Origin of the sequence: Nonomuraea sp. H19 (assembly GCF_052068215.1) — a bacterium.
In the GTDB taxonomy this organism is placed as follows: Bacteria; Actinomycetota; Actinomycetes; order Streptosporangiales; family Streptosporangiaceae; genus Nonomuraea.
The window spans coordinates 1-21,872 of the sequence record NZ_JBQHCV010000032.1; the positions used below are offsets into that span (position 1 = coordinate 1).

Here is a 21,872-nt window from a genome sequence, read left to right on the forward strand (position 1 = left end):
CCCCGCGTCCGCTACGACCAGCTCATGTCTCTGGGCTGGAAGGTGCTGATTCCGGTCAACCTGGCGTGGATCCTGCTCGTGGCCGCCGTGCGCAACGTGGTGATCAACGAGGAGGACAGGATGATCGGCGCCGCGCTCGGCGCGGTCATCGTCATCGGGGCGCTGGCCATCTGGATGCGCTTCGACACCGTCGCCCAGCGTCGCAAGGAGGCCAGGCAGGCCGAGGTCGAGGCCGAGTTCGAGGAACTGTCCAAGGAGCCGACGGCCGGCGGCTTCCCGGTGCCGCCGCTCGATCTGCCGCACTACCACGGGGTGCAGCACAAGGAGATTCCCAGTGGGACTAACTGATTGGCTGAACCCCGTCAAGGGCTTCGGGGTCACCTTCCACACGATGTTCAAGAAGCCCGTCACGATCAACTACCCGGAGGAGAAGAGGCCGACGGCGCCTCGCTTCCACGGGCGTCACCAGCTCAACCGCTGGCCTGACGGGCTGGAGAAGTGCGTCGGGTGCGAGCTGTGCGCCTGGGCGTGCCCGGCCGACGCGATCTACGTCGAGGGCGCGGACAACACCGAAGAGGAGCGCTTCTCGCCGGGCGAGCGCTACGGGCGCACGTACCAGATCAACTATCTGCGGTGCATCCTGTGCGGCCTGTGCATCGAGGCCTGCCCGACCCGGGCGCTCACCATGACCAACGAGTACGAGCTCGCCGACAGCAGCCGCGAGGGCCTCATCTACACCAAGGAGATGCTCCTCGCGCCGCTGACCCAGGGCATGGAGCAGCCGCCACACCCCATGCGGCTCGGTGAGACCGAAGAGGACTACTACCGGCTGGGGCGGACCAATGGGTGAGACCATCACTTTCTGGGTGCTCGCCGTCGTGTCCGTCGGCGCCGCGCTCGGCATGGTCTTCAACAGGAAGGCCGTGTACTCCGCGCTGATGCTCGGCACGGTGATGCTCAGCCTCGCGGTCCTGTACGCGGTGCAGGACGCGCCCTTCCTGGCCGCGGTGCAGATCATCGTCTACACCGGCGCCATCATGATGCTGTTCCTGTTCGTGCTCATGCTGGTGGGCGTGGACTCCTCCGACTCCCTCGTCGAGACGCTGAGGGGCCAGCGCGTCTGGGCGGCGCTCGCCGGCATCGGCTTCGCCGCCCTGATCATCCTGGCCATCGGCAACGCGGTCTTCGCTCCCGAGGTCGGGCTGGCGCAGGCCACGGCGTCGGGCGGCTACGTCCGCTCGATCGCGCTGCTGCTGTTCACCAAGTACGTGTTCGCGTTCGAGATCACCTCGGCGCTGCTGATCACCGCGGCGCTGGGCGCGATGGTGCTGGCGCACCGCGAGCGGCTCACCGACAAGCCCACGCAGAAGGACCTGTCCCGCGCCAGGTTCCTCGGCGACCGCCCGTCGCCGCTGCCGGGCCCCGGCACGTACGCCAGGAACAACGCCATCGACATGCCGGCGCTGCTGCCGGACGGGACGGCCGCGGAGTCCTCGGTCAACCGCTACATCGCCCGCTACGACGTCGAGCACGGCCACCTGCCCGAGGACCCCAAGCTTGCCGCGGCCATCAAGCACACGGTCGAGGACGAGGCCGAGCAGAGCGATGAGGTGACCAAGTGACGACGCATTACCTCGTACTGTCCGGCCTGCTGTTCGCCATCGGCGCGGTCGGCGTGCTGATCAGGCGCAACGCGATCGTGGTGTTCATGTGCGTGGAGCTCATGCTCAACGCCTGCAACCTCGCGTTCGTCACCTTCTCCAGGCAGGTCGGCAACCTGGAAGGCCAGATCATCGCGTTCTTCGTGATGGTGGTGGCCGCGGCCGAGGTCGTGGTCGGCCTGGCCATCATCGTAACGATCTTCCGAACCCGCAGGTCCGCGTCGGTAGACGACGCCAACCTGCTGAAGTACTAAGAGGTGACTGGTGGAATCTCATATCGCTGAGATCACCCAGCACACCGGCGGCGTGATCGGGAGCGCCTGGCTGATGATCGCCTTCCCTCTGCTGGGGGCGTTCATTCTGCTGGTGTTCAACCGGTTCACGAACCGCTGGGGCCATCTGCTGGGCGTGGCCATGTCCCTCGCCTCGTTCGTCGTGGCGGTGCTGGCGTTCTTCGAGCTCCTCGGGTTCGGGGAGGCGGAGCGCCGCCGGGCCGTGGAGCTGTACGAATTCATCCCCAACTTGGACATCAAGATGGGGCTGCTGATCGACCCGCTGTCGATCAGCTTCGCGCTGCTGATCACCGGTGTCGGATCGCTGATCCACATCTACTCGATCGGCTACATGTCGCACGACGAGCACCGGCGCAGGTTCTTCGCCTACCTCAACCTGTTCGTGGCCGCGATGCTCCTGCTGGTGCTGGCCGACAACTACGTGGGCCTGTTCATCGGCTGGGAGGGCGTGGGCCTGGCCTCTTACCTGCTGATCGGGTTCTGGCAGTTCAAGCCGTCGGCGGCGGTCGCGGCCAAGAAGGCGTTCGTCGTCAACCGCGTCGGCGACCTCGGCCTGCTGGTCGGCATGTTCGTCATCTTCACCACGTACAAGACGCTCGCCTTCGCCGACCTGCAGCCGATCGCCGCCGAAAACGGCACCACGCTGGCCATCGGCCTGCTGCTGCTCCTCGGCGCCTGCGGTAAGTCGGCGCAGCTGCCGCTGCAGTCCTGGCTCCTGGACGCCATGGAGGGCCCGACCCCCGTGTCGGCCCTGATCCACGCCGCGACCATGGTCACCGCCGGTGTCTATCTGGTGGTCCGCTCGGGGGCGTTCTTCTTCCCCGAGGGCTCGGGGGCCGCGCTCGCCGTGGCCATCGTGGGTGCGGCCACGCTGCTGGCCGGTGCCATCATCGGTTGCGCGAAGGACGACATCAAGAAGGGCCTGGCCGGTTCGACGATGTCGCAGATCGGCTACATGATGCTGGGCGCGGGCCTCGGCCCGGCCGGCTACGCCTTCGCGATCGGTCACCTGATCACGCACGGCTTCTTCAAGGCCGACCTGTTCCTCGGCGCCGGTTCGGTCATGCACGGCATGAACGACGAAGTCGACATGCGGAAGTACGGCGGGCTGCGCAAGTTCATGCCGCTCACCTTCGCCACCTTCTTCATCGGCTACCTGGCGATCATCGGTTTCCCGCTGCTGTCCGGCTACTTCACCAAGGACGGCATCATCGAGACCGCGGTGCACCACCAGCCCCTGCTGGGCTGGCTGGCCGTGCTCGGCGCGGGCATCACCGGCTTCTACATGTCGCGGATGGTCTTCATGACCTTCTTCGGCCAGAAGCGCTGGGCGGAAGACGCGCACCCGCACGAATCCCCGCTCGTCATGACGGTGCCGCTGATGGTCCTGTCGGTCGGCGCGCTCTTCCTGGGCGGCTACCTCGTCCTGAGCAACACGCTCATGAAGTTCCTCGGCCCGGCGGTCGGGCTGCCGGCGGAACTGCCGGAGTTCCACTTCACCAGCACCGCCGGTCTCGCCACGCTCGCGCTCGTCGCGGTGGGCGCGGCCTACGCCTGGATGAGGTACGGCCGGGTGGAGGTGCCTGCCGTGCAGCCGCGCGGGACGTTCCTCACCACGTTCGCCCGCCGCGACCTCTACGGTGACGCGCTCAACGAGTCGCTCTTCATGCGCCCCGGCCAGTGGCTGACCCGCATCGCGGTGTTCTTCGACAACCGCGGCATCGACGGCCTGGTCAACGGGCTGGCGGCGGGCATCGGCGGCAGCTCCGGGCGCCTCAGGCGGCTCCAGACGGGCTTCGCCAGAACGTACGCGCTGTCCATCTTCATCGGTGCCGCCCTGCTGACCGGCGCCCTGCTCCTCGTTGGGACCATCTGATGTCACCCTGGCTTCCGATACTCATGGCGGTGCCCGTGGTGGGCGCCATCGTGGTGGCCCTGCTCCCCAAGGGCAGTGACAAGCTGGCCAAGCAGGTCACGCTGCTGGTCTCGCTGCTGGTGCTGGTGCTCACGGGCGTCATGGCGGCCGGGTTCAAGCCGACCGGCGACCGCTTCCAGTTCGTGGCCGAGTACAACTGGATCCCGAGCTTCGGCGTGAAGTTCGGGGTCGGCGTCGACGGCGTGGCGCTCGTGCTGATCGCGTTGTCGGTGGTGCTGGTGCCGATCGTGGTGCTGGCCTCCTGGCACGACGCCGACGGCGTCAAGTCGGCCGACGGCACGCTGATCACGCCCAAGCGGTCGGTGAAGACGTACTTCTCGCTGCTGCTGGTGCTGGAGACGATGATGATCGGCGTCTTCGCGGCGACCGACATCTTCCTCTTCTACGTCTTCTTCGAAGCCATGCTGATCCCGATGTACTTCATGATCGGCTCGTACGGCGGTGCCCAGCGGTCCTACGCGGCCGTGAAGTTCCTGCTGTACTCGCTGTTCGGCGGCCTGCTCATGCTGGTCGCGGTCATCGGGCTCTACGTGGTCGCGGGCAGCAAGACGTTCATGTTCCCCGAACTGGTCGGGGTCATCCAGGACCCGACCATGCAGAAGTGGCTGTTCGGCGGATTCTTCATCGCCTTCGCGATCAAGGCGCCGCTGTGGCCGGTGCACACCTGGCTGCCCGACGCCGCCGCGCAGGCGCCGGCCGGGGCCGCCGTGCTGCTGGTGGGTGTGCTGGACAAGGTCGGCACGTTCGGCATGCTGCGCTTCTGCCTGGAGCTGTTCCCGGACGCGGCCAAGGCGTTCACGATGCCGATCGTCGTGCTGGCGATCATCAGCATCGTCTACGGCGCCATCGTCGCCATCGGGCAGACCGACATGAAGCGCCTCATCGCGTACACCTCGATCTCGCACTTCGGCTTCATCGTGCTCGGCGTGTTCGCGATGTCGGACGTCGCCCAGTCCGGCGCCGCCCTCTACATGGTCAACCACGGCTTCGCCACCGGCGCGCTGTTCCTGGCCGCGGGCTTCCTCATCGCCAGGCGCGGGTCGCCGTTCATCGGGGACTACGGAGGCGTGCAGAAGGTCGCGCCGGTGCTGGCCGGCTTCTTCCTGGTCGCCGGTCTGGCGGGGCTCTCGCTGCCCGGGCTGTCGTCGTTCGTCAGCGAGTTCATGGTCATGATCGGGACGTACTCCAGCGAGGCCCACGGGTCAGGGGCTCTGACGGCGGCCGCGGTCATCTCCGCGGTGGCGGTGATCCTCGCGGCCGTCTACATCCTGTGGATGGTGCAGCGGACCATGAACGGGCCGACCGCCGAGCCGGTCAAGGCGTTCAAGGACCTGAACGCCCGCGAGATCTGGGTGCTGGCTCCGCTGGTCGCCCTGATCATCGGGTTCGGCTTCTTCCCCAAGCCGCTGCTCGACGTGATCAACCCGTCCGTGCAACAAACGCTGACCAACGTGAAGGTGCCCACCTCCACCATCGCTGAGAAGGGGACAGGTCAGTGAACGACGCCATTACAGCGCCGACCATCGAGTACGGCACGCTGGCGCCGCTGCTGGTGGTGTTCGGCGCCGCCGTCATCGGCGTGCTCGTCGAGGCGTTCGCGCCACGCTACCTGCGCAAGTCGATCCACGTACCGCTCACCCTGCTGAGCCTCTTCGGCGCGTTCGCGCTGGTCCTCGTGCAGGTGCTGCGCGGACAGGTGCCCACCCAGGCCTCCGCCATGGGCGCGGTCGCGGTGGACGGGCCCTCGCTGTTCATCTGGGGCGTCATCCTCGTCCTGTCGTTCGTCTGCGTGCTGCTGATCAACGACGAGGGCCACTTCGTCGCCTCGGCCGCGGCCGTGCCCGGCAGCGCCGACGAGGAGGAGGCCGAGGCCGCGAGCGCCGGTGTCGGCCACACCGAGGTGTACCCGCTGGTGCTGTTCGCGGTCGGCGGCATGCTGCTGTTCCCGGCCTCGCACGACCTGCTGATGATGTTCGTGGCCCTCGAGGTCATGTCGCTGCCGCTCTACCTGCTGTGCGGCCTGGCCCGCCGGCGCCGCCTGCTGTCGCAGGAGGCGTCGATGAAGTACTTCCTGCTGGGCGCCTTCTCCTCGGCGTTCTTCCTGTACGGCACCGCCATGGTCTACGGGTACGCGGGCACCGTCTCGCTCCCCGGGATCAACCAGGCCCTGTCCGCGGGCGGCGGGCTCGACCCGCTGCTGATGCTCGGCTTCGCGCTGCTCGGCGTGGGCCTGCTGTTCAAGATCGGCGCGGCGCCGTTCCAGGCCTGGAAGCCGGACGTCTACCAGGGCGCTCCGACCCCGATCACCGCTTTGATGGCCTCGGGCACGCTGGTCGCGGCCGTCGGTGCCGTGCTGCGGGTGTTCTGGGTGGGTCTGGGCAACCTCGACTGGAACTGGCGGCCGATCATCTGGGGCGTGGCCGCGCTCACCATGATCGTCGGCTCGATCCTGGCGATCACGCAGACCGAGATCAAGCGGATGCTCGCGTACTCCTCCATCGCGCACGCGGGCTTCCTGCTGGTCGGCGTGATGGCCACGTTCGGCACGGCAGCGCAGAACGCGGTTTCGCTGAAGGCGATCCTGTTCTACCTGGCGGTCTACGGCATCACCACGGTCGGCGCGTTCGCGATCGTCACGCTGGTGCGCGACCCGGGCGGCGAGGCGGGGCACCTGTCGCGCTGGGCCGGGCTCGGCAAGCGGGCGCCGGTGCTGGCCGGGGTGTTCGCCTTCTTCCTGCTGGCCTTCGCGGGCATCCCGCTGACGAGCGGCTTCTTCGGCAAGTACGCCGTCTTCGCCGCCGCTCTGAACAGCGGGACGCAGCCCGGCGACTCGATGGGCGGCTGGATGGCCGGCCTGGTCGTCGTGGGTGTGGTGGCCTCCGCGATCGCGGCGTTCTTCTACGTACGCGTGATCGTGTTGATGTTCTTCAGCGAGCCCGCGGCCGACGGCCCGGCGATCGCGGTGCCCAGTATGGGCACCGTGGCCGTCGTCGCCGTTTCGCTGCTGGTTACCGTAGGGGTGGGGCTCTACCCGGAGTCCCTGCTCGGTGTTGCTGACGACGCTGCTCGCAGCCTGTTCATTAGATAAGGGGATCTCGTATGTCTGCGCCTCCCGTGGTTGACCTTCCCATCGAGGACGAGCGGTTGGCGCAGGACGTGGCCAACGGACTGGCCGCGGTCGAGAAACTCCTGCGCTCGTCGGTGGAGAGCGAGGACGCCTTCGTCACGGAGGCGTCCAAGCACCTCATCGAGGCCGGTGGCAAGCGGTTTCGCACGCTGATGGTGCTGCTGGCCGCCCAGTTCGGCGACCCGTCCGCGCCGGGCGTCGTGCCCGGCGCGGTGGTCATCGAGCTGACCCACCTGGGCTCGCTCTACCACGACGACGTCATGGACGAGGCCCCGGTACGCCGGGGTTCCCCGTCCGCGAACGCCCGGTGGGACAACACCGTGGCCATCCTCACCGGCGACTACCTGTTCGCCCAGGCCTCCGACATCCTGGCCGACCTCGGTCCCGAGCTGATCCGCATCCAGGCGCAGACGTTCTCCCGCCTGGTCCAGGGCCAGATTCGCGAGACGGTGGGGCCGCGCGCCGGCGAGGACCCGATCGCGCACTACCTGAGCGTCCTGGCGGACAAGACCGGCTCCCTGATCGCCGCCTCGGGCCGCTTCGGCGCGTTGCTGTCCGGGGCCCCGGCGGACGTCGAGGAGCGCCTCAGCCGCGCGTGTGAGGCCATCGGGGTGGCCTGGCAGCTCGGGGACGACCTGCTCGACGTGGCTTCCACCGGCGCCCAGTCGGGCAAGACCCCGGGGACGGACCTGCGGGAGGGCGTCAAGACCCTCCCGGTCCTGTACGCGCTGGCGGCCGGCGACCTGCCCCGGCTCTCCGCTCTGCTGTCGGGTCCGGTGGCCGAGGAGGACGTGGACGAGGCGTTGACCCTGCTCCGCGCCCACCCGGCGATGGACCGGGCGCGGGCGGAGCTGGCGGCGTGGGTGGACAGGGCCCGCGATGACATCTCCGGCTTGCCGGACATCCCCGCCAGGGCCGCATTTTTGGCGCTATGTGACTACGTGGTCGAGCGTTCCGGCTGATTTCCTGACCCGGGCGGCCGCGCGGGCCGTCCGGAAGCTGTCGTACGTGAAGATCGCCAAGGCCAGCCACACGATCGAGAAGCCGATCCACCGGCTGGACGGCATGGTCTCCTTGGCGATCAGCACGCCGCACGCGAACTGCAGGACCGGCGCGATGTACTGCAGCAGCCCGATCGTGCTGAGCGGCACCCGGATGGCGGCGGCCCCGAAGCAGATCAGCGGAACGGCGGTGATGATCCCCGCCCCGACGAGCAGCACCGCATGCCAGGCTCCGTGATCCCCGAAGGTCGACTCCCCGCTCGCCTGCAGGAAAACGAGATATCCGAGCGCGGGAAGCAGCAGGACCAGGGTCTCCACGGCGAGGCCCTCGGTGGCCGCCACATTGGCCCGCTTCTTGACCAGCCCGTACACCCCGAAGCTGACCGCCAGCACGAGCGCGATCCACGGCAGCCGTCCGTAGTCCAGCGTCAGCACGAGCACCGCGAGCGCCCCGAACCCGACCGCCACCCACTGCAGCGGCCGCAGCCGCTCCCGCAGCAGCACCACCCCGAACAGCACGCTGACCAGGGGATTGATGAAGTACCCCAGCGCGCTCTCCACCACGTGCCCGGTGTTGACCGCGTAGATGTAGGTGCCCCAGTTGAGGGTGACCACGATGGCGGCGAGCGTCAGTAACGCGATCTTCCGCGGCTGCCTGATCAACTCCCGGAACCAGGACCAGTGCCTGCGCACGGCCAGCGCGGCGACCACGGCGACCAGCGACCACACCATCCGGTGGGCCAGGATCTCGATGGCTCCTGAGGGCTTCAGCAGCGGCCAGTAGAGGGGGAACAGTCCCCACATCGTGTAAGCGGCGATTCCGAACAACACACCACGCCGAAGGTCAGGCATGTAGCCCATCCTCGCTCATTACCTCCTTTAACCACAAATCTCATCCTCTGTACGGAAATGTGTAGGCCTCCTTAAGTGTTGCTCGGTGGGTAGGCTGAGAGATGACCTATGGAGGTAGCGCTATGGGCTGGCTGTTCGGCGGCAACAAGACATCGATGGTCCGACCCGAGGACGCACTCCCGGGCCGCGCGGAGACCATGCCCGTGCCGGCGCGGCACGCCGTCCTCGACGCCCCCCTCGCCCCGCCGTACCCGCCGGGGCTGGAGATCGCGGACTTCGGCCTGGGCTGCTTCTGGGGCGCCGAGCGCAAGTTCTGGCAGACCCCCGGGGTCGTCACGACGGCGGTCGGATACCAGGGCGGCTACACGCCGAATCCGACGTACGAGGAGGTCTGTAGCGGCCTCACCGGGCACACGGAGGCCGTGCGGGTGGTGTTCGACCCGGCGAAGGTGTCTTACGAGGAGCTGCTGCGGGTCTTCTGGGAGGCCCACGACCCGACGCAGGGGATGCGGCAGGGGAACGACGTGGGGACGCAATACCGGTCGGCGATCTACTACCACTCGGCGGAGCAGCAGAAGGCGGTGGAGGCGTCGCGGGAGGCGTACCAGCGGGTGCTGAAGGACGCCGGGTACGGCGAGATCACCACGGAGGTCGCCGAGGCGGGGCCGTTCTACTTCGCTGAGGACTATCACCAGCAATATCTTTTTAAAGTGCCGAACGGCTACTGCGGCATCGGCGGGACGGGGGTCGCCTGCCCGGTCGGTCTGACCTCCGGCGAGGCGTAGACCTGCGGAGATAAGAGAGAGTTTGATCAGGGCGACTCGGCCGTTGCGTAGGAAGGCCGTAATGATGCCGTGCAGACCGAGCAAGAAAGGGGCGCTGGCGCAGGTTTGCGACGGCGTCGATCATGTTGGTGATCGACCGGGCCCGGACCCAGGCTCGCGATCGGCGAGGTGCACAGCTTCGGGATGACCCCGGCGATATAGGGGAAACATACCGGCCTCCTCTACCCTCCGTATGTCTTTCCCTGGCTCAACGGACAAGCTCAGACCCTGCCTTGGTGGTCGGAGAGTTGGGTCCGGGGCCCCTTCGGAGGAGAAACACACGATGCCCGGATCTCTATCGCGCCGCAGCCTGCTCAGGATCGGTGGTGGGGCCATGGTCGCGGGGGCGGCCGCGTCCCTGACCCATGACGTACTTGCCCCCGACGCGGCGCAGGCGGCTACATGGCATTCCCAGCTCGTCTACCCGGGCGCCGACGGCCGGCTGGTCTACAAGCCGGATTCACGGGGGAAGGTGATCCCGGACTTCAGCTGGGCCGGGTACCGCAATGGCCAGACGCCGATCCCGTCCGTCCCAGTCGTCAAGGAGATCGGCCCTGTCGCGGGTGACAACACCGCGCACATTCAGGCCGCGCTCGACGAGGTGGGCGGGATGCCGCTCGGCGCCAACGGGTTCAGAGGGGCGCTGCTCCTCAAGGCCGGTCACTACATCGTCGACGGCACGCTCCGGATGAAGCACGACGGTGTCGTGTTGCGCGGCGTTGGCAAGGAAGCCGACACGTCGGTCAACACGGTCATCACCGGTAAGGGCGACGGAAGCAGGAGCGCGGTTCTCTTCGTCGGTGGTACGTCCGGCGGCTGGGAATCGCAGGTGCCCGGCACCAAGACCGGCATCACCTCCAGCCTGGTCACGACCGGACAGCGCCGGATCACCCTGGCATCGACGGCCAACCTCAAGGTCGGCGACAACATCATCATCTACCACCCGCACACCCAGGAGTGGATCGAGGCGATCAACGGCGGGGGGGTGGTGAACGATGCTCCCTGGACCCCCGGCAAACCACCGGAGCTGCCCATCATGTACAACAGGTACATCCGGGAGATCGTCGGCAACGACATCATCATCTGCGCCCCCGTCTTCAACGATCTGCGACGGTCCCTGTCCCAGTCCTACGTATACGTCTGGGACCGGGTTGGGCTCGTCCGCAATGTCGGTGTGGAGGATCTCCGCATCGACATGGACGATCCGTCGAGCACTAGCGAAGACCACCCGCAGAGCTGCATCTTCGTCAGCAGGGTCGAGGACGCGTGGGTCATGAACGCCGCGCTCCTGCACTTCTCGGTCTCCGGCGTCTGGGTGCAGCGCAGCACGCGGGTTACCGTGCAGCGGGTTCGGGCCGTCCAACCTCGTTCCGAGATCATCGGAGGGAGGCGGTACAGCTTCTGCGCCGGTGGCATGGCCCAGCAGGTCCTCTTCAACGACCTGATAGCGTTCCATGCGCGGCACGCCTTCATCGGCACGGGGATGAGCACCTGCTCTGGCAATGTGTGGCTGAACGGGTACAGCAAGTTTGGCTACAACGAGACCGGCGGCCATCACCGGTGGAGTCAGGGGCTCCTGTACGACAACATCCAGGAACTGTCCAACCAGAGCGAGAACGATTGGGTCCTGGCCCTGCACAATCGCGGAGACAGGGGAAATGGGCATGGCTGGTCCTCGGTGAACAGCGTGGCGTGGAACTGCACCGTCGACAACGGCAAGAAGTTGTGCGTGCAGACCCCACCCACCGCCCAGAACTTCGCCATCGGCACTACCGGCATCGTCACCGGGCAGAACTGGTACACCAACCACCAGACCGGCTACGTGGAGGGGACCAACCGCTCGGGGCTTGCACCTGGCTCCCTCTACCTGGCCCAGCTCGCCGATCGGCTCCGTGACTCGTAAGCGATGAGCGTTGGCCGCGCCTCACTGGGCTGGCCAACGCGCTCCGGCCTGCCTTCGTCCAGGCCGTCTGTCTCTGCCTTCGGCCGCCGCACGAACCCGCTGCGGATGCGTCGCACAGCATGCTCTGAGGCCGCGCGCCAGCAGACTCCGAACGGTGGCAGGAGAGGACAGAGCCGTTGATGTAGTGGGTCTTGGTGGTCTGGGCCATCGTCACGGCCATGTCGGCCTTGAGCTGGGCAAGCGATCACGCACCTTGAGGGTCGAGCGGGAGTCTCCGGAACTATTGCGGGAGGCGAACCGCTACCACCAGCAGTATCTTCACCACAACATCAACGGCTACTGCGGGATCGGAGGAACGGGCGTGGCCTGTCCGGTCGGTTTGACGTCCGGTGAGGCGTAGACCTGCAGAGATAGCTAAATCCTGGCCCATGGTCGGCCGGTACATCCGGTGTCGGGTGTGCGCCCAAGCCAGGCGATCCCACGCCAGCGCTTCGGCACGGCTCGACGGTACCCGGGACGCGGCGACGACGGCCGCTTTCGTGAGCTCGACACCGCGCTCGGGATCGCCGAGATTGCTGATCCGGTAGGCCAGCGAACCGATCAGGTTGGACTCCAGCAGAGCATCGCCCGCCTCGCGTGCCGCGCTGAGGCCGAGTTCGTAGGTCTCCTTCGCGCACTCGTGCTCCCCGGAGTCGCTGGCGATCCAGCCGGTGATCTGGGCGAACTCGCCGACCAGCGAGAGCGGAGCGGGTCCCACGTCAGCGGCGTGGCGACCTTCCTCGCACAGCTGCACCGCGGCGTTCAGCTCGCGGAAGGCGGGGCCGATCAGGTCGCCGCCGGCAAGTACGTCGTCCGCCGGCCGCAGCGCGTGAACGCGCGCGCTGAGCGCCGCCACGGTGTCCGCGCCGGCCCGACGCCTGGTGACAGGGGCAAGCCTGACGGCCTCCTCGCTGGCGGCTCTGTCCGTCTTTCGTCGCTGGGCGGGAAAAGGAGGGACACCCCAAAGCCCCAGGTCAGGCGAGGTCCGTACGCAGAGGAGCGGCCGCGCCGGGATGCAGGCGGTCCTGGCCGCGGCCGAAGAGGAGGACGTCGGTCAGCAGGTGAGCGTGAAAGACGCCGAGCAGCCCGCCCGAACGTGCCGCCGACAGGCTTCGCCGCCATGGCGCAGGCGCGCCGCTACGGCCGGTCCGACGCGAGCGGCCGCTCGCGTTGCGGATCGAGCAGCAGCGCTGCGGTCGATCGTGCGGTCGCGGCGGCGTGAACGTCGCGGTCCAGGTGGGCGGCGGTGATCGCGCCGTCGATGAGCTGGACCAGCGCGGCGATCAGGGCGTCGGTGCCGGCCGGCTGCTGCAGCAGGCGCCGCAGCAGATCCGGCAGCCATTGCCGGTGGTGGGCGATGACGGCCTGGATGCCGTCGTGGTGCGGGTATTCGGCGGCGGCGTTGACGAACGGGCAGCCGCGATAGGCAGGGCTGGACAACTGCTCGTGGAAGACGTCGAACAGGGCCAGCACTCGGCCACCCGGGTCGCCGGCCCGGGCGTGCACCTCGGCTTCGACGTGAGCGCGCCAGGTCTCGGTACGGCGCCGCAGGTAGGCGGCGACCAGGTCTTCCTTGGTACGGAAGTGCACATACATGGTGGAGCGGGAGACATTGGCGTCATTGATCACCCGGTCGATGCCGACCGCCCTGATGCCTTCGGCGTAGAACAGTAGGTCCGCGGTGGTCAGCAGGCGCTCGCGCACCGGAGAGGCCTTCGTTTCGGGCGTCATCGTCACTTCACCAGTATCGAACTGAACGTTCTGTTTGACAAATGCGGCCCAGCATCTCTAGCGTCACTCCTCGTATCGAACCGATCGTTCTGTTCGATCCGAGTGAAAGAGAGTGTGCCCCATGTCCCGTGTGCCCCTCATCGACCCCGCGACCGCGACCGGCGCCGCCGCCGAACAACTCGCTGCCACCCGGCAGACCCTGGGCGTCATCCCCAACATGGCCAAGGCGATGGCCAACAGCCCCGCCGCGCTCCAGGGCTTCCTGGGTCTGTTCGGCGCGCTGAAGCAGGGCGTGCTCCCGGCCGCGACCCAGGAACGCATCGCCCTGGCCGTGGCCGAGGCCAACGGCTGCGCCTACTGCCTGTCGGCGCACACCATGGTCTCCCGCAACGCGGTCAAGCTGTCGGAGGAAGAGATCACCGCGGCCCGCCGCGGCCACAGCTCCGACGCCAAGGCCGAGGCCGTCCTGCACCTGGCGCTGACCATCACCCGCAACCGCGGCCCGGTCGGCAAGGAGACCTTCGACGCGGCCCGACAGGCCGGGCTGAGCGACGAGGAGATCGTCGAAGTGATCGCCAACGTCGCCCGCAACATCTTCACCAACTACGTCAACGAGGCACTCGAAGTCGACGTCGAATGGCCGCTGGTCACCCCGTTCGAGCGCACCGCGTGAACCGCGAGCCCGCTACACGCGGGGCCTGCGCGTCCTGCACCAGATCGACGGCGAGGCCGACCAGCGTGTCATCGTAGAGCACGGCCGTCTCGTTCCCGCTGTGGATTTCCGGCTCTTCCGAGCTGCGGTGGGGGTGGGTCTCGACGGTGATGGCGAGGTGACTCGCGTCTCTCTCCTTACTGCGTCGCTGCCCGCGGATCGCGGCGACGAACTCCTCGGGCGCGTCGGACTCCACGCAGAGGCCGGCGCCCTCAATGATCACGGTCTTGTAGTCGGTGAAGGTCGCTTCTTGGCGTTCGCGCTCCTGGGGGCGGAAGCCGATTTGGGCGTTACCCACACGATCAGTGTCACAGATGTGCGGCGCCGTGGGCAGAGGCTAGGTGGTCGTTCGCGACCGGGCCTCGGCGGCCCAGTGGGGTGCGTTCCATTGGTCGGCGATGGTGGCGGCCTGGGTGAAGTGGGCGGCGGCCTCGGTGCGGCCTAGGAGGACGGCCAGCTCGCCGAGGGTGTGGGCGACCGGGCGCAGCGCCAACGACAGGCTCGCGGCGCCCGCCGGGGGGCCGTTGCGATGCGGAAGCAGCGTCGCGTAGATCTCCTCGGCGGCATCGCGGTCGTTCAAGGCGACGATGGCCATCGCGCGCAACGTTGTGAGGAAGGTGAAGAAGAAGTCGGGGCGGATCGGGCTGGGTGACGCGCGGACCTCGCGAGCTTCGGCGTCCAGGCCGTTGGCGTGGAGGGCGAGCGCGAGCAGGTCGGAGACCATGGGGCCAAGCACGGCGTGGAGGGCGCGAACGTCGTCCAGGTGCGCACCGAGCGTGCCCTCGTTCAGCCAGATCGTAGCCAGGGCAAGTTGGAGAAAGCCCGTGTGCACCGATCCGATGCGCCGCATGCCCTCGTCGGCCTTGATGTAGAGGCGCTCGGCGTCGGCGAATCGGCCTTCGATGAGCGCCAGGCTCGCCAGCGTGATCTCGGCGACGGCGATCGCCTCGCGCATTCGGTAGGTACGCGCGAGTTCCAGGGCCTCGGTGATCACTTGGTGCATGGTCACCGGGTCGTTGGCGGCGGCGGCGACGCCGGCATGGTTGAGCAGCCCAGTGACGCGGTAGACCGGCAGGTCGTGCTCGGTGCCGATCTCCACGAGCTCCCGGCAGAGCTCGGCGTCGCCGTGGACTTCGGCCAGGATCTCGAGTGCCGCGGCCCGCAACCGGGGTTCGGTGGCGAGGTCGAGTGCCTCCTGCGCTGCCTCTACAACCGTCGGGTCGTCCTCGCCGACCAGTTCGTGCGCGTACGCCGTCAGGAGCCGGGACCGCACCGAAGGGGTCAGGTCACGCTTCAGCAGGCGGCTCAGGCGGTCGACGATGGGCCGGTCCACCGTGCCGTACGTACGGGCCTGCCAGGCGGTCGGCTCTGTCCACGCGGTGAATGCGGCGATCATCAGGTCGTCGCGGCCCAGAGACTCTGCGTACTCCACGGCTTCACGGCGCGTCTCGCGGGCGGCTGCGACGGCCCCCGCCCGGATCTGCGCGCGCAGCAGCCTGCCGAGCAGTTCGACGCGTTCGTCCGGTCCGGTCGAGTTGGTGACGGCGTCGGTGAGGAGGTCGGCCGCCACGTCGTGGGCGTAGCGGGCCTCGGCAAGCTCGGCGGCCCGGACGCAGTAGCCGACGGCCTTTGGCGAGCCGGCGCGCGCGTAGTGGTGGGCCAGCGCCGCGATGTCGTCGGTGCCTTCAAGAGCGGCGGCGATCCGGGCGTGCATGCGGGCTGCGCGGAGGCGGCTGAGGTCGGCGACGAGCGTGTCCCTGACGAGGGCGTGGACGAAGCGGACGCGTCCGGGGGCGGGCTCGTTCAGCAGCCCGGCGATGACGCCCGCGTCCAGCGCGTCCATCACGCCGTCCTCGTCGGCGTCGGCGGCGTTCACCAGCACGTCCACCGAGCTCTCCCGGCCGGCGACCGCGGCCAGCCGCAGCACGGCTACGCCTCCCTCAGGCAGCCGTGCGAGGCGGCGCCGCAGCACGTCCCGTACGCCTTCGGGGACCTCGGAGAGGGCGACCAGCGCGCCTTCGCCGTTCAGCAGCCGGGCGCTTTCGCGCACGTAGAACGGGTTGCCGCCGGTGCGCTCGGCGATCCCTGCGATGGTCTCCTCGTCGGCCTCGCATTCGGTCCGTACGAGCTCCGCGACGGCCTCGTCGTTCAGCCCCGGCAGCGCTAGGCGGAGGGGCGTGGCGCGCGCGAGGGAGGCCAGCGTTTCGGTGAGGTGCCCGCTCTCGTCCGCGCGGTACGCGGCGACGACCAGGATCGGGGCCCGCATGCCGAGTCCGCCGCCGAGCAGTTCCAGCGTGGCGGCGTCCGCCCAGTGCAGGTCGTCCAGCACGACGGCGACCGGGCGTTCCGTGGCGACCGCCGCGAGCCACTTCCACACGGCTTGACGCAGCCGGAACCGTCCCGCGGTGGCGTCGGCGTTCACCGGCCCGGTGTCGGTGAGCAGCGGCGCGAGGTCGTCCGCGAACTCGCCCGGGGACGTGGTCGCGGCGACGGCTCTCAGCGCCTCGGTCCAGGCCCACGCGGGCGGCGCGCTGTCGACCTCGGGGCAGCGGCCGACGGCGACCAGCCACCCGTCACGTTCGAGCCGCCTGCCGAGGTGTTCCAGCAGCGTCGACTTGCCGAGCCCGGCCTCGCCGGTGACAAGGGCGATGCGGGCGCCGTCGGTGGCGGCCTCGGCGGCGGCCGTGACCAGTGCCGACAGCTGTGCCTCGCGTCCGACGAACGGCGCCTCGATGATCGGAGCCGGCCGCGGCCGCGGTGCGGCCGGCGGTGGCGGGGGTACGGTCGCGCGCATGACGTCCGTGCGCTGGGTGAGGATCGCCTCCTCCAACGCCGTCAGGTCCGGGCCGGGGTCGAGCCCGAGCTCTTCGGCGAGGATGCCGCGGGCGCGGCGGAGCGTCGCCAGCGCGTCGGCTTGGCGGCCGCTGCTCCACAGTGCCAGGGCGTGCAGCCGCCAGCCCTCCTCGCGGAGGGGCTCCTCGCGGGTGAGCCGCTCGGCCTCGGGAACGACCGCGGCGGGGTCGCCGTTTCGCAGACCCGCCGCGACGTGCAGTTCGGTGGCGACCAGGCGCAGCTCGTTCAGCCGGGCGGTCTCGGCGGCGGCCCACGGCTCGTCGGCGACCTCGGCGAACGCCGGTCCCTGCCACAGTCCCAGCGCCTCGGCGAGCCGAGCCTGGGCGGCGCGCGGATCGGTGTCCGTACGGGCCTGGTCGAGCAGGTCCTCGAACCGCCACGCGTCCACCGACTCCGGCGGCAGCCGCAGCGCATAGCCGGGCGACGCGCTCACCAGCAGCCGGGCCGGCGTGCGCGGCGGGCGTCCGGGCTCCAGCAGCCGGCGCAGGTTGGACACATACGCCTGCAAGGACATCAGCGCCCGCGCGGGCGGTTCCCCGCGCCACAGATCCTCGATCATCCGGTCGACCGGCACGACCTGCCCACGCGCCGCCACCAGCAACGCCAGCACGCCCCGCTGCCGCGGCCCGCCGAGGTGAACGGACTCACCGTTCACCTCGGCCGTGAACGCGCCCAGCACCCGGATGAAAACCATGATCCGCACATCGTACGCGGACGGTTCCAAGTCGCGCTCCAAGTCCCCTCCAAATACCCGGGAGCAGTCTGAACACGTCGCAACCGATGAAGGGCAGGAACAGATGAGCGTCAACACCCAGGAGATGGAGATCGTCCACCGCGTGCTCCGCCGTGAGTCACGGCTGCTGGTGGAACTCGTCGCGGCCGTCGCCCCGGGTGACACCGCTCGCGCCAAGGTGATCGCCGACCACTTCCGCGTCTACCGGCTGGGCCTGCACAACCACCACGAAGGCGAGGACGAGCTGCTGTGGCCGCCGCTGCTGTCCCGGGTGGACCTGGAGGCCGACATCGTCCTGCGCATGGAGGCCCAGCACGAACGCGTCGCGGCCACCCTGAGCAGGCTGGACGCCGCGGTCCCCGCCTGGGAGGCCACCGCGGGCGCCGACGAACGCGACACCCTGGTGGCCGCCCTCACCGAGCACCGCGCGGTCCTGCTGGAACACCTCGACGACGAGGAGGCCACCCTCCTCCCGCTCGCGGCCAAGCACATCACCGAACAGGAGTGGGCCTCCCTGGGTGACCACCTGGTGAACAACACTCCCAAGCTCACCCTGCTCACGCTCTTCGGCGCCGTCCTGGAAGACGCGAACCCGGCCGAGCGCGCCATCGTCCTCGGCGGCCTGCCCGCCCCGGTCCGCGTCATCTGGCACGTCATCGGCCGCCCCCGCTACGCCCGCCACGTCCGCCGTGTCCGCCGTGTCCGCGGCTGAACCCTGCCCAGTCTGAACGTCACAAGGAGAAGAACCATGTCGCTGAAGAACGTCAACACCGTCCTGGCCACCGCCGTGGTCCTGTTCACCCTCTACCTCGGGGTGTCCTTCATCCTGATTCCCGAGACGCAGGCGCCGGGCTTCGGCCTGCCGACCTGGCCCTCTGGCGACGGCGGCGGCTTCCTCAACGTGAAGGGCAGCCGCGAAATCGCGATGGGCCTGGCCATGGGCATCCTGCTGGTAACGGGCCACCGCCGCGCCCTGGGCTGGGTCCTGCTGATGGTGGCCGTCGCCCCGTTCGGCGACATGGTCATCGTCCTGGCCCACCACGGCTCCGTGGCCGCCGCGTTCGGCATCCACGGCCTGACCGCGGCACTGATCGCGGTCACGGGCCTGCTGATCCTCCGCGAGACCAGCAAGGCCCGCAAGACCCAGGAGGCCGCCGCCCCAGCGCCCGCCGCGCAGCCCGCCTGACGTCTGCGCGCCCCGAAGGGGTGGCCCGAGAACATGTATTCCTTCGCATTTTCTGAGAACTCGAAAAGGAGACGACGATGACGATCAACGATCTGCGCGGTGTCCTCAAGGGGCGCGTGCTCCTGCCCGATGACGACGGCTTTGAACAGGCGGCCACCGCGTGGAACCTGACCGTCAGGCAGCCGGTGGCGGCCGTGGCGGAGGCCGCGGATGCCGATGACGTGGCGGCGCTCGTGCGATACGCGCGGCGGGCGGGTATGACGGTGACCGCGCAGCCGAGCGGGCATGGCGCCTCGGGTGATGTGGAAGGCCTGATCCTGCTGCGTACCGGCCTGCTGAACGAGGTGGAGGTACGCGCGGAGGAGCGCATGGCCCGGGTGGGCGCGGGCGCCAAGTGGGGGCAGCTGCTGGCGGCGGCCGGTCCGCTGGGCCTGACCGGCCTGTCCGGCAGCGCGCCGGGGGTCAGCGTGACCGGCTACACCCTGGGCGGTGGGGTCGGCTGGTTCAGCCGCAAATACGGCTTCGCCTCCGACAGCGTGCGGGCTATCGACATCGTGGACGCCGATGGCCGGCCGGGCCGGGTGACCGCCGAGTCCGATCCCGAGCTGTTCTGGGCGCTGCGCGGCGGTGGCGGGGACTTCGCGGTGGTGACCGCCCTCGAACTCGAACTGTATCCCGCGCCAGTCCTGTACGGCGGGCGCGTGATCTGGCCGGAGCACCGGACCAGGGAGGTGTACGACGCGTTCCTGGAGATCACCGCCGAGGCGCCACGTGAACTCAGTGTCTGGATCAACCGGCTCCAGCCACCCGGCGCGCCGCCGATGGTGACGCTGGATCTGGCCTACCTGGGTGAGGCGGCTCAGGGAGAGGACCTGCTGGCGCGCATCGACAAGATCGAGGGCGCGATCTCCGACAGCCGCGGCGTCGTCCCGGTTGCCGACCTGGGTGACATCAGCGCCGAGCCCACCGCTCCGGCCCCCTCCATCGCTCGTGCGGAGCTGCTCACCGGCCTGGACGCGGACGCGGTGGAGCTCCTGCTGGCCAAGCCGGTCGAACCGCTCATCAACGTGCAGATCAGGCACCTGGGAGGGGCGCTCGCCGAGCCGGGCGGCGGGGCCGGTGCGAGCGGTGCGGTGGCTGAGCCGTACCTGCTCGGCCTGCTGGGTCTCGGCCTGCCGCACGCGGCCGATGCGACGCGCGCCAAGCAGGCCGAGGTCGTGGCCGACCTGGAGGACTACATCAGCGGCCGCAAGCCGTACACCCTGCTGTCCCCCGGTGACACGGCGGCGAAGTCCTTCTCCGGCAGCGCGCTCGCGCGGCTGCGGGAGATCAAGCGGGCCCGTGACCCGCACAACGTGTTCCGCGCGAACTACCCGGTGCTCGGATAGATCGGTTCCCAGCAGGTCACGGCCCCTCCGCCCACCGGGGCGGCGGGGCCGCACCGAACCCGCGTGACAGATGTCGCCGCGAGCTGTGTGAAGGCCGCGTTTCAAGAGCAGAAAGGAGCGCCCCCGCCCTCGGACGCGGGGCGCTCTTTCGCGCGAGAACAGTGTCAATAGCGTTTCAGCCTCGACTCCGCGACAGGCACCCGTGCTCGACCAGTGGAAAGGCCATACACCACGGCGGCCGCGGAGGCCTCGCCGGCGCCCCGGAGTTCCGTCGTCGGACCGCGTTCCACCAGCGGTAACGCTTATTGACACTGGAAGCTCCAGACGGTCTGTAACTTTCTGGATCGTCGGCGTGTCTTGCATGCAAGCACGTGGCGGGATGCGGAACGGCTCAACGTTTCAGAGGTGGCCACGCTCGATCGCCGTCACTTCACGGTGGTCCGCCCTGGCCACACCAGCGCGCTGCTCCTCCTACCGGAAACGCTTTGAATAGCGGCCTGGGGTGAAGTGCTACCACTGGTATCGGACATTCAGCGCACGGGATGGGACGAAAGCTTCGCTAACCTCTTCAGGTGATTTCCTACCGTGCGATCGTCCCTGCGGAGCTCGACCGTGTGACCGCGTGGGTCGTGACCGAGCCCGTCGGCTGGATCGCCGCCGACCGTTACCTCACAGAACTGGCCGAGAACATGTACCGGCCGGAGTGGACGTGGATCGCCGAGCTCGGCGACCGGGTCGTGGGACGGGCGGTGTGGTGGGGGCCGAGGGACAGCGCGTACCCGGTCGCGCTCGACTGCCTCGACGTGGATCCCGCAGTGGGTGAGCGCACCGCCGTCGCCGCCGAACTGATCAGGGCCGCGCTGGCAGTGTTCCCGCGGCCGGTGCAGTACGCGATCAAGGCGGCCGGCGGCTGGCGTGACGATCCGACCACCTTGGCGGCCGTGGAATGGCGGCGAGCGGCAGCACACGCGGCTGGCCTCACCCGGGAGGTGGAGCGGCTGCAGTTCGAGTGGGCGCCGGCCGACGGGGTGCCCCCGGCGGCCGGGGCGCTGCGGTTCGCCGAGGCGTCCGATGAGAAGTTCCTGGCGGTGTTCACGAGAATCGCCGAGGGCAGCCTGGACTTCCAGACCCGAACGAGCGTGGTGGCCAAGGGCGTGGACGCGACCGCGCGCGAAGAGATGGACTTCTATCTCGGAGCGCCGGGCAAGCGGGAGTGGTGGCGGATCGCCTATACGCACGAGGGGGAGGTGGCAGGTATGGCGATCCCCTCAGCGACGCCGTACAGCGTGAACGTGGGGTATCTCGGGGTGGTCCCGGAGTTTCGGGGGCGTGGATACGTGGACGAGGTACTCGCCGAGATAACCCGCATGCACGCGGCCAACGGAGAGTCGCGCGTCACCGCCACCACCGACGTGGGCAACGCGCCGATGGCGGCTGCATTCCTGCGCGCCGGATACCGCAACACGGAGATCCGGATCAACCTCTCCAACGAGCTCCAAACCTAAGGACCTGTTGCCGTGGGCGGAGCGCTGCCACCAGCAGTATTTGTTTGAAGTTCCGAACGGATACTGCGGCGGCGGGCGGGGCACCGACTGGTTCGGCACGCCAGCACCGCACATGCGGCGGCCGGGCC

Annotated in this window: 20 protein-coding genes; 15 read left to right on the forward strand and 5 right to left on the reverse strand. The window is 68.9% G+C overall.

The window, feature by feature from the left end; all coding sequences use genetic code 11:
• The 8 genes from ACTMTI_RS46725 to ACTMTI_RS46760 all read left to right on the forward strand — a co-directional run.
• Positions 1-348 (forward strand): NADH-quinone oxidoreductase subunit H (locus ACTMTI_RS46725; protein ID WP_441127315.1); only part of this gene is annotated, 348 nt, incomplete at its 5' end.
• The gene (gene nuoI, locus ACTMTI_RS46730) at positions 335-850 is read left to right on the forward strand and encodes an NADH-quinone oxidoreductase subunit NuoI (protein WP_441127316.1); all 516 of its coding nucleotides are present in this window, start codon (positions 335-337) and stop codon (positions 848-850) included. The genes ACTMTI_RS46725 and nuoI, both read left to right, overlap by 14 nt.
• On the forward strand, positions 843-1,622 hold the full coding sequence (locus tag ACTMTI_RS46735; protein ID WP_441127317.1) for an NADH-quinone oxidoreductase subunit J: 780 nt from the start codon (positions 843-845) through the stop codon (positions 1,620-1,622). Before nuoI ends, ACTMTI_RS46735 begins: the two co-directional genes overlap by 8 nt.
• A complete protein-coding gene (nuoK, locus tag ACTMTI_RS46740; RefSeq protein WP_441127318.1) occupies positions 1,619-1,915 on the forward strand; it encodes an NADH-quinone oxidoreductase subunit NuoK in 297 nt (98 codons plus the stop codon). Before ACTMTI_RS46735 ends, nuoK begins: the two co-directional genes overlap by 4 nt.
• A 73-nt stretch (positions 1,916-1,988) precedes the next feature.
• Entirely contained in the window at positions 1,989-3,830 is a 1,842-nt protein-coding gene (gene nuoL, locus ACTMTI_RS46745) for an NADH-quinone oxidoreductase subunit L (protein WP_441127419.1), read from the forward strand.
• On the forward strand, positions 3,830-5,389 hold the full coding sequence (locus ACTMTI_RS46750; protein ID WP_441127319.1) for an NADH-quinone oxidoreductase subunit M: 1,560 nt from the start codon (positions 3,830-3,832) through the stop codon (positions 5,387-5,389). The genes nuoL and ACTMTI_RS46750 overlap by 1 nt, the downstream gene beginning before the upstream one ends.
• Positions 5,386-6,978 (forward strand): NADH-quinone oxidoreductase subunit NuoN, encoded by a 1,593-nt coding sequence (gene nuoN / locus ACTMTI_RS46755; RefSeq protein WP_441127320.1) that lies wholly within the window; start codon positions 5,386-5,388, stop codon positions 6,976-6,978. Before ACTMTI_RS46750 ends, nuoN begins: the two co-directional genes overlap by 4 nt.
• Positions 6,979-6,989: 11 nt before the next feature.
• Positions 6,990-7,979: a polyprenyl synthetase family protein gene (locus ACTMTI_RS46760; protein WP_441127321.1), complete on the forward strand. Its 990-nt coding sequence runs from the start codon at positions 6,990-6,992 to the stop codon at positions 7,977-7,979.
• Here the strand turns inward: ACTMTI_RS46760 and rarD are convergent.
• Positions 7,947-8,870 (reverse strand): EamA family transporter RarD, encoded by a 924-nt coding sequence (rarD, locus tag ACTMTI_RS46765; protein ID WP_441127322.1) that lies wholly within the window; start codon positions 8,868-8,870, stop codon positions 7,947-7,949. The two genes, ACTMTI_RS46760 and rarD, sit on opposite strands and share 33 nt — an antisense overlap.
• 122 nt (positions 8,871-8,992) lie before the next feature.
• Here rarD and msrA point away from each other — a divergent pair, with 122 nt between their 5' ends.
• Together msrA and ACTMTI_RS46775 are read left to right on the forward strand one after the other, a co-directional pair.
• Positions 8,993-9,655: a peptide-methionine (S)-S-oxide reductase MsrA gene (gene msrA, locus ACTMTI_RS46770; RefSeq protein WP_441127323.1), complete on the forward strand. Its 663-nt coding sequence runs from the start codon at positions 8,993-8,995 to the stop codon at positions 9,653-9,655.
• A gap of 322 nt (positions 9,656-9,977) precedes the next feature.
• Positions 9,978-11,597, forward strand: coding sequence for a hypothetical protein (locus tag ACTMTI_RS46775; protein ID WP_441127324.1), 1,620 nt, complete (start codon positions 9,978-9,980; stop codon positions 11,595-11,597).
• 280 nt (positions 11,598-11,877) lie between these two features.
• Here the strand turns inward: ACTMTI_RS46775 and ACTMTI_RS46780 are convergent, their stop codons facing one another.
• The gene (locus ACTMTI_RS46780; RefSeq protein WP_441127325.1) at positions 11,878-12,492 is read right to left on the reverse strand and encodes a hypothetical protein; all 615 of its coding nucleotides are present in this window, start codon (positions 12,490-12,492) and stop codon (positions 11,878-11,880) included.
• 281 nt (positions 12,493-12,773) lie between these two features.
• Positions 12,774-13,367, reverse strand: coding sequence for a TetR/AcrR family transcriptional regulator (locus tag ACTMTI_RS46785; protein WP_441127326.1), 594 nt, complete (start codon positions 13,365-13,367; stop codon positions 12,774-12,776).
• A 121-nt stretch (positions 13,368-13,488) separates the two neighbouring features.
• On the opposite strand from ACTMTI_RS46785, the gene ACTMTI_RS46790 reads away from it, so the two are divergent.
• Positions 13,489-14,040 (forward strand): carboxymuconolactone decarboxylase family protein, encoded by a 552-nt coding sequence (locus ACTMTI_RS46790; protein WP_441127327.1) that lies wholly within the window; start codon positions 13,489-13,491, stop codon positions 14,038-14,040.
• Here the strand turns inward: ACTMTI_RS46790 and ACTMTI_RS46795 are convergent.
• Entirely contained in the window at positions 14,015-14,377 is a 363-nt protein-coding gene (locus tag ACTMTI_RS46795) for a hypothetical protein (protein WP_441127328.1), read from the reverse strand. The two genes, ACTMTI_RS46790 and ACTMTI_RS46795, sit on opposite strands and share 26 nt — an antisense overlap.
• Positions 14,378-14,416: 39 nt before the next feature.
• On the reverse strand, positions 14,417-17,626 hold the full coding sequence (locus tag ACTMTI_RS46800; RefSeq protein ID WP_441127329.1) for a BTAD domain-containing putative transcriptional regulator: 3,210 nt from the start codon (positions 17,624-17,626) through the stop codon (positions 14,417-14,419).
• A 103-nt stretch (positions 17,627-17,729) separates the two neighbouring features.
• Here ACTMTI_RS46800 and ACTMTI_RS46805 point away from each other — a divergent pair, with 103 nt between their 5' ends.
• The 4 genes from ACTMTI_RS46805 (at position 17,730) to ACTMTI_RS46820 (ending at position 21,744) form a co-directional block, all read left to right on the forward strand.
• Positions 17,730-18,377 (forward strand): hemerythrin domain-containing protein, encoded by a 648-nt coding sequence (locus ACTMTI_RS46805; RefSeq protein ID WP_441127330.1) that lies wholly within the window; start codon positions 17,730-17,732, stop codon positions 18,375-18,377.
• A 36-nt stretch (positions 18,378-18,413) separates the two neighbouring features.
• Positions 18,414-18,851 (forward strand): DUF4267 domain-containing protein, encoded by a 438-nt coding sequence (locus ACTMTI_RS46810; protein WP_441127331.1) that lies wholly within the window; start codon positions 18,414-18,416, stop codon positions 18,849-18,851.
• Between the two features lie 77 nt (positions 18,852-18,928).
• Positions 18,929-20,239 carry an FAD-binding oxidoreductase gene (locus ACTMTI_RS46815; RefSeq protein WP_441127332.1) on the forward strand — a complete coding sequence of 437 codons (1,311 nt, stop codon included), beginning with the start codon at positions 18,929-18,931 and terminating at the stop codon, positions 20,237-20,239.
• Positions 20,240-20,811: 572 nt separating this feature from the next.
• Positions 20,812-21,744: a GNAT family N-acetyltransferase gene (locus ACTMTI_RS46820; RefSeq protein WP_441127333.1), complete on the forward strand. Its 933-nt coding sequence runs from the start codon at positions 20,812-20,814 to the stop codon at positions 21,742-21,744.
• Positions 21,745-21,872 lie beyond the last annotated feature (128 nt).